This window comes from Pyxidicoccus sp. MSG2 (genome assembly GCF_026626705.1).
In the GTDB taxonomy this organism is placed as follows: domain Bacteria; phylum Myxococcota; class Myxococcia; order Myxococcales; family Myxococcaceae; genus Myxococcus.
Genome location: NZ_JAPNKC010000001.1, coordinates 8098020 through 8110185, shown reverse-complemented (window position 1 = coordinate 8110185; position 12166 = coordinate 8098020). Strand labels below are relative to the sequence as shown.

Annotated in this window: 8 protein-coding genes; 7 read left to right on the top strand and 1 reads right to left on the bottom strand. The window is 70.8% G+C overall.

From position 1 onward, the window contains the following. The first annotated feature begins 114 nt into the window (after positions 1-114). Together OV427_RS31825 and OV427_RS31820 are read left to right on the top strand one after the other, a co-directional pair. Complete coding sequence (locus OV427_RS31825) at positions 115-2226, top strand: FAD-dependent oxidoreductase (protein ID WP_267859963.1); 2112 nt, start codon at positions 115-117, stop codon at positions 2224-2226. Then, a complete protein-coding gene (locus OV427_RS31820; protein ID WP_267859962.1) occupies positions 2223-3935 on the top strand; it encodes an NAD(P)/FAD-dependent oxidoreductase in 1713 nt (570 codons plus the stop codon). The genes OV427_RS31825 and OV427_RS31820 overlap by 4 nt, the downstream gene beginning before the upstream one ends. Positions 3936-3945: 10 nt before the next feature. Here the strand turns inward: OV427_RS31820 and OV427_RS31815 are convergent, their stop codons facing one another. Beyond that, positions 3946-5451: an oxygenase MpaB family protein gene (locus OV427_RS31815; RefSeq protein WP_267859961.1), complete on the bottom strand. Its 1506-nt coding sequence runs from the start codon at positions 5449-5451 to the stop codon at positions 3946-3948. Positions 5452-5563: 112 nt separating this feature from the next. Here OV427_RS31815 and OV427_RS31810 point away from each other — a divergent pair, with 112 nt between their 5' ends. The 5 genes from OV427_RS31810 (at position 5564) to OV427_RS31790 (ending at position 12124) form a co-directional block, all read left to right on the top strand. Further along, entirely contained in the window at positions 5564-6010 is a 447-nt protein-coding gene (locus tag OV427_RS31810) for a MarR family winged helix-turn-helix transcriptional regulator (protein WP_267859960.1), read from the top strand. A gap of 101 nt (positions 6011-6111) precedes the next feature. Then, the gene (locus OV427_RS31805; protein WP_267859959.1) at positions 6112-6894 is read left to right on the top strand and encodes an SDR family oxidoreductase; all 783 of its coding nucleotides are present in this window, start codon (positions 6112-6114) and stop codon (positions 6892-6894) included. Continuing rightward, a complete protein-coding gene (locus OV427_RS31800; RefSeq protein ID WP_267859958.1) occupies positions 6891-8285 on the top strand; it encodes an MFS transporter in 1395 nt (464 codons plus the stop codon). The genes OV427_RS31805 and OV427_RS31800 overlap by 4 nt, the downstream gene beginning before the upstream one ends. A 141-nt stretch (positions 8286-8426) precedes the next feature. After that, positions 8427-9407: a PhnD/SsuA/transferrin family substrate-binding protein gene (locus OV427_RS31795; protein ID WP_267859957.1), complete on the top strand. Its 981-nt coding sequence runs from the start codon at positions 8427-8429 to the stop codon at positions 9405-9407. A 50-nt stretch (positions 9408-9457) separates the two neighbouring features. After that, entirely contained in the window at positions 9458-12124 is a 2667-nt protein-coding gene (locus OV427_RS31790) for an ATP-binding protein (RefSeq protein WP_267859956.1), read from the top strand. The last annotated feature ends 42 nt before the right edge of the window (positions 12125-12166 follow it).

Genomic DNA, 12166 nt, shown 5'->3' with positions numbered 1-12166 from the left:
TCCATGGGCGCCCGAAGGCGGGGCGCCCACATCCTAGACGACCCCCTGGATTCTCGAAGGGCTGGGGCCGGTCCGACCTGGCAGGACGCCACCATGGTAGAAGGGCGCGCAACCGTGGCCAGGGAGGCGAGCACCATTCGGACGTCATCGACGCGACCGGGCGGCGAGCGGAAGAAGGTGGCCGTGCTCGGTGGAGGCATCGCCGCGCTCTCGGCGGCCTACGAGTTGACGGACACCCCCGGGCTTCGCGAGCGCTTCGACGTCACCGTCTACCAGGCAGGCTTCCGCCTGGGGGGAAAGGGAGCGAGCGGCTGCAACCGGCGGCGCGCCCACCGCATCGAGGAGCACGGACTCCACGTCTGGATGGGCTTCTACGACAACGCCTTCCGGCTGATGCGGCGCTGCTACGCGGAGCTGGGACGCGCGCCCTCGGAGCCGCTCGCCGCGTGGCATGACGCCTTCAAGCCGCACGACTTCATCGCGTGGGAGGAGGAGGTCGGCGGCCACTGGCGGCACTGGCCCGGCCCCTTCAAGCCCCGACCCGGCCTGCCCGGGGATGGCTTCGAGGTGGAGTCCCCCTGGGAGTACGTGCAGGCCCTCATCCCCCGCGTGCTGGGCGTCTGGTACCACATGAAACAGGCGCCCTCGCTGAAGCGGTACGTGCGGGGCGCGCTCATCGAGGCGGCGGTCGTCTCGCTCAACCTCGCCAGCCGCGTCATGGCCGCGCCGGGCGACGCGCTCCTGGAGCCGCTGCGTGTGCTCCGGGGCCGCCTCTTCGAGGCCCTGCGGGAGCCCGTCGAGCAGGACGACGAGGCGCGCCGCTTCTGGATTGGCACGGACCTCGTCTATGCGCTGACGGTGGGCATGATTGCCGACCGGGTGGTGACGGAGGGCTTCGACGCCATCGACGGGTATGACCTGCGCGACTGGCTGCGGCGCCACGGTGCTTCCGAGCTGACGCTGCGCTCGGGGCTCATCCGCTCGCTGTACGACTTCGTCTTCGCGTACGACGGCGGAGACGCCGCGCGGCCCAGCATCGGTGCAGGCACCATGCTCCGGGTGACGCTGCGCATGCTGTTCTCGTACCGCGGCTCCATCTTCTACAAGATGCAGGCGGGCATGGGAGAGGTGGTGTTCGCCCCGCTGTACGAGGTGCTCCGGCGCCGCGGCGTGCGCTTCGAGTTCTTCCGGCGCGTGGACCACGTCGGCCTGTCGGCGGACGGGAGCACCGTCGACACCGTCGACCTCGCCTGGCAGGCCACCGTGGCCAGCGGCGAATACCGGCCCCTCATCGACGTGGACGGCCTGCCCTGCTGGCCCACCGAGCCGCTCCACGAGCAGCTCGTCGAGGGCGCGAAATTGGAGGCGCACGGCATCGACCTGGAGTCGTGGTGGACGCCGTGGAAGGACGTGGGGCGCGAGCAGCTCCGGCGCGGCGAGCACTTCGACGACGTGGTGCTCGGCCTGCCCGTCAGTGTGCTGCCGGACGTCTGCGGCGAGCTCCTCTCCGCACGGGACACGTGGCGGCGCATGGTGGAGCACGTGCGCACGGTGCCGACACAGGCCATGCAGTTGTGGCTGCGTCCCGGCCTGGAGGGGCTCGGCTGGTCGCACCCACCGCCCGTGCTGACGGCGTACGCCTTTCCGTTCAGCACCTGGGCCGACTTCTCGCACCTGCTCCCGCGCGAGGCCTGGACGGGCGACGTCCCCCGCTCGCTCGCCTACCTCTGTGGACCGCTCCCGGGGCACGAGACACCGCCGCCGAAGGACGACCACGGGTACCCGGAGCGGGCCACCGCCGAGGCGAAGCGCAGCAGTCTGGAATGGCTGGCCCGCCACGCTGGCCACCTCTGGCCGGGTGCCGCGGACGCGGCGGCACCGCACGGCCTGGACCTGTCGCTGCTGTGCGGCGAGGGCACGGACGCGCAGCGCTTCGAGGGCCAGTACTGGCGCGCCAACGTCAACCCGAGCGACCGCTACGTACTCGCCGTGCCGGACAGCACGCGACACCGGCTGCGCGCCGGGGCGTCGGGGTTCGACAACCTGTGGCTCGCGGGGGACTGGGTGCGCACGGGGCTGAATCTGGGGTGCATCGAGTCGGCCGTCATGGCCGGCATGCAGGCGGCGCGCGCGCTGTCCGGGCATCCGATTGAAGTGGGTGGCGAGTCTGACTTCCCGGCCCGTCAGGGCGACGGCGTCCGGGCCAGCGCGGGAGGCGGCACATGAGCAGGCGGTTCGATGTGGCCATCATCGGGTCGGGAATCTCCGGGACGCTGCTCGCGGTGGTGCTGGCACGGCATGGCGTGCGCGTGGCCATCGTCGAGAAGGGCACGCACCCGCGCTTCGCCGTCGGTGAGTCGACGGTGCCGGAGACCACGTTCCTCCTGGAGGTGCTGGCCCGGCGCTACGACGTCCCGGAATTGAGCCACCTGCGCAACCACCAGGCCATCCGCCGCCACGTCACCTCGGCGTGCGGAATCAAGCGGGGCTTCTCCTTCGTGTACCACCGCGAGGGCGAGCCGCAGCGCCCCGCCGAGAGCACGCAGTTCCCCACCTGGGGCCCTCCCTTCGGTCCGGACGTCCACCTGTTCCGCCAGGACACGGACGCGTACCTCCTCGCCGTCGCGGTGCGCTACGGCGCTTCCGCCTTCCAGGGCCGGGAAATCAAGGCCGTCGAATTCGGCGAAGACGGCGTGCGCCTCGCCCTGGAGCGGGGCGAGGAATTGCTCGCCGACTTCGTGGTGGACGCCGCCGGACATGCCTCGCCGCTCGCGCGGCAGCTCGGGTTGCGACAGACGCCGTGCCCCCTGCAGACGCGCACGCGCACCCTCTTCACGCACATGGTCAACGTGCCCGCGTACGACAGCATCGGCCCGAGCGCGCGCGAGCGCGGGCTCGCCTATCCCTTCGCGGAGGGGACGCTGCACCACCTGTTCCCCGGCGGCTGGTTCTGGGTGATTCCGTTCGACAACCACTCCAGCTCCACCAACCCGCTGTGCAGCGTGGGGCTGAGCCTGGACGTGGACCGCTACCCGCGCCCGGAGGGCGTGTCCGCGGAGGACGAGTTCTGGCAGTTCGTCCGGAAGTTCCCCAGCGTCCAGCAGCACCTGGGCGGAGCCCGCGCGGCGCGCGAGTGGGTGGCCACCGGGCGGGCCCAGTACTCGGCCGAGCGCGTGGTGGGAGAGCGGTTCTTCCTCATGCCCCACTCGCTGGGCTTCGTGGACGCGCTCTTCTCCAGCGGGCTGTCGTTGACGGCGTCCGCGGTCAACGGGCTCGGCTGGCGGCTCATCCAGGCGGTGCGCGAGCGCGACTACCGCGTGGAGCGCTTCGCCCCGCTGGAAGCCATCATGAAGAAGGGCCTGCTGCACCATGACCGGATGGTGGCCACGTCGTACACGGCGATGAGCGACTTCACGCTCTGGAACGCGTGGCACCGGGTGTGGATGCTGGGCAGCACCTTCGGCGCGACGGGGCATGTGGAAATCCTGTCCCGGTACGAGAATGACGGGGACCCGGCCCACTTCGACCGCTTCGACCAGGCACCCCACCGCGGCACGCAGTCCACCGACGTGCCGGAGTTCATGGCGCTGTTCCGGAGCGCGTCGGCCGAGGTGGATGCGTTCCGCGAGGGCACCCGCACCGCGAACGAGGCGTCGCGCAACATCTTCACGCTCCTGAAGGACTCGGGCCTCTGCCCGCCGCACTGGCGGCTCACCGACCCGGAGCGCCGGTGCCCCACCACCTTCACGCTGCTGCCGCTCGCGCGGCTGGCGGCGTGGGGCTACTTCGGGGGCCCGGCCTCGGTGCGGAAGAACTTCGATTTGCGCGGACGGGTGCTGCCGCTGTTCGCCATGCTCGCGCGGGACGTGCGCACCGAGGCGGGGCGCTCGGCGGGGCTGGTGGCGCGCCTGGTCAAGGACGCGCTCACCAGCTGACGGGCCGTGACTACGGGATGTCCTGCCGGGGCGGCAGCTCCCAGGCCCGGCGCAGGTGCTCCGGGAGCTGGTACGGCGGCCGGCCATCATTGGCGGGCGTCCGCTCCTCGAGCTTCATCACGAACTGCTTCCCCATGTGGCGCAGCATCTCCTCCGGCGTCGGGGGGCCGTTGGAGGGCCCCGTCGGTCCGCCCCTGCGCAGCTTCTCCTTCAGGTTCTTCCGGACGGCCTCCAGCGGGTGCTCGGAGCCGCGGGGGCTCGGCCTTATCTGGTTCACGAGCACGTTCGTGACGACCGCGCCGGCCCGCCACGCCAGCTCGTCGATGGCCCGCGTGACGAAGCCCGGCACCGGGATGGGCAGGTGCTCGTTGACCATCCCCGCGACGTTCGCCACGACGTTGGCCCCCTTGTTCAGCAGCATCCAGAGGTCGACGCCCACCTGGATGATGCGGTCGACGGGCTCCTCCGCCGGCACCCCGAGGACCTCCGCCGTGTGCGGGCCCATGAAGAAGCGCATCAGCGTGTGCTCGATGTGCTGCGCCAGGTGCTCGGGCGGGATGATCTGCTGCATCACCGGCGAGAGGGCCGCGTTCAGCTGCCGGCCCTCGTCGGACGGGGCCTGCTGGTGGGCCTGGAGGCGCTCGTACATGAACTCCGCGTCGTCCCACGTGGTCGCGCACAGCTCCGGGGGGATGCCCAGGTAGTGGCCCAGCACGTTCCAGCAGTGCAGGTACGCCGCGTCCTCCTCACGGGAGAGGGACACCCCCAGCCGCTTCCACGAGCGCAGCACGACGTAGGAGAAGGCCAGCAGCGTGAAGGCGTTGTCCTCCTGGTTGACGGGCACCCCGAACTGCTTCGCGTCCCACTGGCTGTTCAGCATCTCGTCGGCGAGCGAGAGCGGGTGCTTTGGCGGCTGCGGCGGCTCGTGGAGGATGAGGTAGCGCATGGTCGCGTGGAGCAGCCGCGTCTTGACGGCGGTGAGCGCGGCCCTGCCCGTCCTGGGCTCGAGCGCGCCCGGCGTCATCACGTCGATGAGCATCTTCGCCGTCTCGAAGACGCGGCGGACGGCGTGGTCCTTGAGCTTCTGCGTGTGCCAGAGCACGAGCGCCCCGTTCTTGTGCGAGTAGCACTCGGGGAGCGACGCGCATAGCAGGGCGGCCAGCGCCATGGGCCCATGCCGCACGAACAACTCCTGCCCCTGTTCGATGCGCTTCGGATCGGCCCAGGTGGGCAGGACGGCATGCCGGTCCAGGAACTCCTGCAGCGCGGCGGACTGCTCCGGCTGGGGCCGGAGGCTCTGCCGGGCATGGTCCACGCTGGGCCAGGGGCTGCGGCCCAGGCTCGCCATGAAGGTGCTCGCCGCCTCGGCGGCCTTCTCCCGGCCGTTGTGCTCCACGAAGCGCCGCACGGCCTCGTCGGCCTCCGGGTCGCCCACCTGCCGCAGGGTGTTGAGGAGCCTGAAGCTGCTGTCTGCCCACTTCTTCCGGTCGGTGAGGCCGGGGTTCGCCTGAGTCATGCGGAGGACAGAAATAGAAAGGCCCGGAACCGTCAAGGGAGGCACCCCTGCCCCCCGGGGAGGCAGCCGTGATTCCGTTGCCGCCCATCCATTGCCTGAATATACAGGCATTATGGAACCCGCGTCCCCCGAGAGCCCGATTCCGACGACGTGCATGTGCGAGACGCTTCGCCGTGCCGCGCGCATGGTGACGCGGATGTACGACGACGCGCTGAGGCCGGTGAACCTGCGCACCACCCAGTTCTCCGTCCTGGCCCACCTCAACGGGAGCGAAGGCGTGCGGGTGAGAGACCTGGCAGCCGGGCTCCAGCTCGAGGAGACGACGCTGACGCGCAACCTGCGCCTGCTCGAGCAGGAGGGCTGGGTCGCCACCCGCGCCGGCAAGGACCGACGCGAGAAGCACATCACCATCACCAGGGCCGGACAGGAGGTCCTCGCGAAGGCCGTGCCCCGCTGGCGCGCCGTCCAGGAGCGCCTCCAGCAGCGCGTCTCCACGTCGACCTGGGACGCGGCCTTCCGCACCCTCCCGAAGCTGGCCGCCAGCGCAGCGCCGGACTGACTGACAGCACCCGAGGGCGGCCGGGCCCCACCCCGCCGCCCTCTTCTTCAACCCAATACCTGCATCTACAGGCAACCCACTACACAAGAGAGGACGATTCCATGTCACGCATTCTCATCACGGGCAGTTCGAAGGGGTTGGGCAGGGCGACCGCGCTGGAGCTCGTGCGCCGGGGGCACGAGGTCATCGCCACGGCGCGCAAGGTGGAGACGCTCGCGGACCTGCCCGTCGCCCAGCGCCTCGCGCTCGACGTGACGGACGAGTCCTCCGTCCGACGCGCCGTGGAGCAGGCCGGCCGGGTGGACGTGCTCATCAACAACGCGGCCGAAATCGCGGTGGCACCGCTCGAGTCGATTCCCTTCGAGGAGGTGCGCAAGCTCTACGACATCAACGTCTTCGGGGCGTTGCGGATGATTCAGGCCGTCACCCCGGCGATGCGCGAGCGCCGCGCCGGCACGGTGGTCAACATCTCGTCCATCGTCGGGCGCGTCGCGCTCCCCCTGACGGGCATCTACTGCTCGACCAAGTGGGCGCTGGAGGCGCTGAGCGAGTCGCTGCGCCTGGAGCTCGGCCACTTCGGGGTCCGCGTCGTCCTGGTGGAGCCGGGGGAGATTGGAACGGGCGCGCTCGACGCGCCTCGCGCGTACTTCGGGGAGAACGACCCGTACCTGCCGCTCAAGGCCGAGCGGCAGTTCCGTCCCCGGGAGGAGATGACGCCGCCAGAGGCCATCGCGCGCACCATCGCCGACGCCGTGGAAGCGCCCGAGAAACGGTTCCGCTGGCCCGCCGGCGCCGACGCGGAAGCGCTCCTCGCCCTGCGCGCGAAGCTGGATGACGCGGCCTTCGACACCGCCCTCCGCTCGGCCATCAAGCTCAAGTGGTGAATCCCAGGCCCGCCGCGACGGCGGCCCATCCGGGCGTCGTCCTCGTGATTCTCTGCTCGGCCGTGTTCATGGCCGCCCTGGACATGTTCATCGTGAACGTGGCCCTGGGCGCCATCGGCACCGACTTCGCCGAGGGCTCGCTGTCGCAGCTGAGCTGGGTCCTCAACGGCTACACCCTCTTCTACGGCGCCCTGCTCGTCCCCGCGGGGCGCCTGACGGACTCGCTCGGGCGCAAGGCGGGCTTCCAGCTCGGGCTCGTGCTGTTCACGCTCGCCAGCCTCGGCTGCGCGCTGAGCGGCAACCTCTGGGTGCTGGTCGCGTTCCGCTGCCTCCAGGCGGTGGGCGCGGCGGTGCTCACGCCCGCGAGCCTCGGGCTCGTGCTCACCACGCTCCCCGAAGAGACTCGCGCCCGCTCCATCCGCATCTGGGCCTCCAGTGGAGCGCTGGCGGGGGCCGCGGGGCCGGTGGTTGGCGGGCTCCTCGTCGCCAGCTCGTGGCGGGGCATCTTCCTGCTGAACCTGCCCATCGGGCTCGCCGCGCTCCTGGCGGCCGCGAGGTTCGTCCCCTCCGTGAAGCAGGAGCGCGCCGCGCACCTGCCGGACTTCGTGGGCGGGGGGCTCCTCATCGTGGCCATTGGCGCGCTCGCGCTGGGGCTCATCGAGGCCCCCGGCTGGGGGTGGGGCAGCACCGCGGCCACGCTCTGCTGGGTCAGCTCCGCGGCCGCGCTGGGAGCGTTCTTCTACAGTTCGGCGAAGCACCCGAGCCCGGTCATCGAGCTGTCGCTGATGAAGCACCGGACGTTCGCCTGGTCCAACATCACCGTGCTGCTGCTGGCGGTGACGTTCGCCGCGGAGCTGCTGTCCGTCATCCTCTTCATGGAGCAGCGCTGGCACTGGTCCGCGCTGCAGACGGGCCTCGCCGTGGCGCCCGGCCCCTGCATGGTTCCCCTCTTCGCGCTCCTCGGCCAACGTCTGGGCCGGACGCTCCCGGTGGGGGTCGTCACCGGCCTGGGCGCGCTGCTGCAAGGGTTGGGAGCCACCGTCATCCTCTTCGCCGTGGGCCCGAGCCCGGACTACGTCACCGCCATCCTTCCCGGCTGGCTGCTGGTGGGCGCGGGCAATGGCCTGGCGTTCCCGACGGCCATCGCCTCCGCGACGGTGGAATTGCCCGCGCACCAGAGCTCCACCGGCAGCGCGGTGGTCAACATGAGCCGGCAGGTGGGCATGGTCCTCGGCACGAGCATCCTCGTCGTCATCCTGGGCGGAGCCGACGCGACGGGCAGCGGGGACACGTTCTTCCGTGGCTGGTGGTTCGCGTCGCTCGTGGCGCTGGTCGCGGCGGGCACCGCGCTGGGCATCTCCCGCCCCGCCGCCGGCCGCGGGAGTGCCTGACCTTCGCGCAGCGCCCACCCGCCGCCTGCGCGAAGGTCGAAATCCACGGGGAAGGCCCGGGCCACGGAGGCAGCCGGACGCTCTCTTCGCCCTCGGCAGAAGTCTCCACTGTGGCGATGTTTCCCCAGATACCGGGGGAACATGATGTTGCGATTCGTCAGGGGGCCGCTGGCCCTGGGGCTGCTCGGCTGGGCCCTGCTGCTCTCCGGCTGCACCGGGAGAGAGGACCCGCGCGCCTCGCCTTCCGACGGGCAGACGACCGCTTCCGTGCTGGAGACGGCGCCTCGCGAGCAGCGACTCCCAGGGCCGCCCATCCGCATCGCGATGAGCGCGGCCTTCGTGTCCGAGTCGGGAATCGGCGTCTACTCACGGCTCGCGGACTGGCTCGCGCGGCAGCTCGGCCGGCAGGTCGAGTTCGTGAGCGGCCTCTCCTATGGAACCATCGACGAGATGATTGACGATGGTGCCGTGGATGCGGCCTTCATCTGTGGCTACCCCTACGTGCTCAAGCATGACCGGCCCGAGCCCGTCGTCGACGTGCTGGCCGCTCCGGTGATGAAGGCCCCCCGCTATCGGGACCAGCCCATCTACTTCTCCGACCTCATCGTCCGGGAAGGCAGCCGCTTCCACCGGTTCGAGGACTTGAAGGGCGCGACGCTCGTCTACAACGAGGAGAGCTCGAACTCCGGCTACAACATGCCCCGCTCCTTCCTCATCGAACGCGGGCTGACGACGGGGTTCTTCGGGAAGGTCATCCGCTCGGGCTCGCATGAGGAGTCCATCCGCATGGTGGCGAGCGGAGAGGCCGATGCGAGCTTCGTCGACAGCCTGGTGCTCGACTACGACCGGGAGCTGCGCTTCGGGTCCGCCAAACAGGTCCGCGTGCTGATGTCGCTGGGGCCCGAGGCCATTCCTCCGGTAGTCGTCTCGACGAAGATGGACCCCGAGCTGCGGCGGCGCATGGGCTTCGCGCTGACGCACATGCACGAGGACGCGGAGGGGCGCCGGATTCTCGACGCGGCGCTGCTCAGCCGCTTCGAGCCCGTGGAGGACGCTCATTACGATGGAATCCGCCGCCGTCATGCGCTCGCGCAGCGGACCGGGTTCCTGAGTCTCAGGTGAGGGACACCATGCGGTTTGGGAGAGACCTGGCACGCCTGCGGTCCGGATTGATGCTGCGGATCGCCCTGCTGCTCTCCCTGTTCCTGCTGTTCCTGGGCATGTCGCAGGGGCTCATGGCCGAGGTGGCCCGGACCAAGCGCGCGGATGCTGCCACGCTCAACGTCGCGGGCTCGCTCCGGATGCTGGCCGAGCGGTACACGCGAGAGACCAACCTGGCCCTGGTGGGCCTGTCGCAGCGGGACTGGGACCTGCTCCTGGAGGAACGCTCGGCCGCGCAGCTCACCGCCCGGCGGTTCCATGAGAGTGTGTCGGCCCTGCTCGTGGGCGGTACCGTGGAGCAGGGAGGACTCCAGGTCGCCCTCCCCGCGATGCGAGACCCGGACCTCATGGGCTCGCTGCGCGCCCTCGACGAGCGCTTCCGCGAGCTGGAGCATGCGGGCGTCCTGGCGCTCCGTGCCGAGCGCAGCGAGCTGACGGACAACCCGCACATCGACAGCATCCAGCAGCAGTCCGGCGAGTTCGTCGAGGAAATGGACCAGTACGTGGCCCGCCTCCAGCGACGGAGCGACCAGACGCTGGAGCGGCTGCGCTGGCTGCAGAGCGGAACGCTCCTGGCGGGCCTGGGCCTGTTCGCCGTGCTCCTGCTGTTCGTGTACCACCGCGTCGTGCTCCCGCTCGACACGTCGGTGCGGGCGGTCCGGCGGAGTGAGGAGATGCACCGGGCCCTGTTCGAGGGTGCGCACGTGGGACTCTGGCAGGTGTCCGGCGGCCGTTTCGTCCGAGCCAACCGGCTGGCGGCGGACCTGTTCGGCGGGGCGGAGCCGGCCGAGCTCGAAGGCCGCACCCTGGAGGACGTGCTCGGAGCGGCGGCGGCACCGCTTCGCGAGCAGCTCGCCGGAGGGAGCGCGGTCCGGGAGTATGAGCTCGCGCTTCCGGGCGGGGCGGGAGGGCTTCGCAGGCTGGCGCTCTCAGCCTCCCGGGCCGCGGACCGCGACCTCATCGAGGGCACGGTGGTCGACATCACCCCCCGGAGGCGGGCCGAGGCAGCGCTGCGGAAGACCCAGGCGCGGCTGCTCGAGTCGGCGCACCGCGCCGGACAACTGCACATCGTCAGCTCGCTCGTCGAGTGCTCGCAGGCCCTCATCTGCGTGAAGGACGCGCGGGGGCGGATTCTCAGCATCAATCGACGGTTCGCGGAGGTGCTGGGCGCGCGCGAGCGGGGGGAGCTGATTGGCCGGACCGATGCGGAGCTCTTCCCGGCGGAGGTGGCGGAGCGCTTCAGGGCGTTGGACCGTCAGGTGCTCGAGGAGGACGTGAGCCTGGAGTCCGAGGACGTCTTCCCCGGGCCCGACGGACCGCACACCTATCTGATGCAGAAGTTCCCGCTGAAGGACGCGACCGGGGCCATCCACGCGGTGTGTGGAATCGCCACCGACATCACCGAGCGCAAGCGGGCGGAAGAGGCCCTGCGGCTGATGTCGGACACCAGTCGCCGGCTCGCCTCCTCCCTGGACTTCGAGGTGACGCTCGACACGGTGGGGCACCTGCTCATCCCCTCGCTGGCACGCACCTGCGTGCTCCTGGTCCAGGAGCCCTCGGACGAAGGGGGCTCCCACTGGCGGACGGTGTTCGCCGACGCGGATTCGGAACACGAGCGGCGCCAGCGGGCGCGGGGCCTGGAGGTCTCCCCGGAGCAGCTCTCGCGCTGGCTCGCGGCCGTGCGTGACGGGCGCGGCGAGTGTGCCCCCACCCGGGTGCCTTCGCCGGACGCCCCTCCCGCCTGGGTGACGCCGCTGAGGGTCCGCGGCGAGGTGCTGGGCCTGTACGTGCTCTACCCGGAGCCCGGTCGTGCGGCGTATTCCGAGGCGGAGCTGGCGCTCATCGAGGAGGTCTCCCAGCGCGGGGGACTGGCCATCGACGCGGCGAGGCTCTACCGCCGCTCGCGCGAGGCGACGCAGGCGCGTGAGGAGTTCCTCTCCATCGCCTCCCACGAGCTGAAGACTCCGCTCACGTCGCTCAAGCTGCACCTGCAGTCCGTGGAGCGGGAGGCGATGCGCTCCAGACCGGCGCCGGACTCCGAGCGCATCACCCGGCTGCTCCACCTGGCGGACCGCCAGCTGAATCGGCTGCGGGAGCACATCGACAACCTGCTCGACGTGTCGCGCATCCTCACCGGACGGATGGAGCTGAGCTTCGAGGACGTGGAGCTGTCCGAGGTGGTGGGCAATGTGTTCGCGGGGCTCGACGACGAGCTGTCCCGGGGCCGCATCCCCATCCGCTTCGAACAGGATGGGCCCATCCATGCGCGGTGGGACCGCCCCCGTATCGAACAGGTGGTCGCGAACCTGGTGGGAAACGCCATCAAGTATGGCGAGCACAGGCCCGTGCTCGTGTCCGCGCGGGCCCGGGACGACCGGGTGTGGCTGATGGTGCAGGACCAGGGCCCGGGCATCGCGACGAAGGACCGGGAGCGCATCTTCCAGGTGTTCGAGCGGGCGGTGCGGGGGACGAACATCTCCGGCTTCGGCCTGGGGCTCTACGTGACGCGGCAGATCATCCAGGCGCACGGCGGCTCCATCCAGGTGGAGGACACGCCGGGTGGAGGCACGACCTTCGTCGTCGAGCTGCCGGTGGACCCGGCGTCACCGACGGAGCCGGCCGGAGGGCGGTACCCGCCGGAGCTGGACTCTGGCGAGGAGAGCCAGGCGACGTGCTGAACCCCGTCCACCGCGACCTTTACGCCATCGAACAGGTGGCCG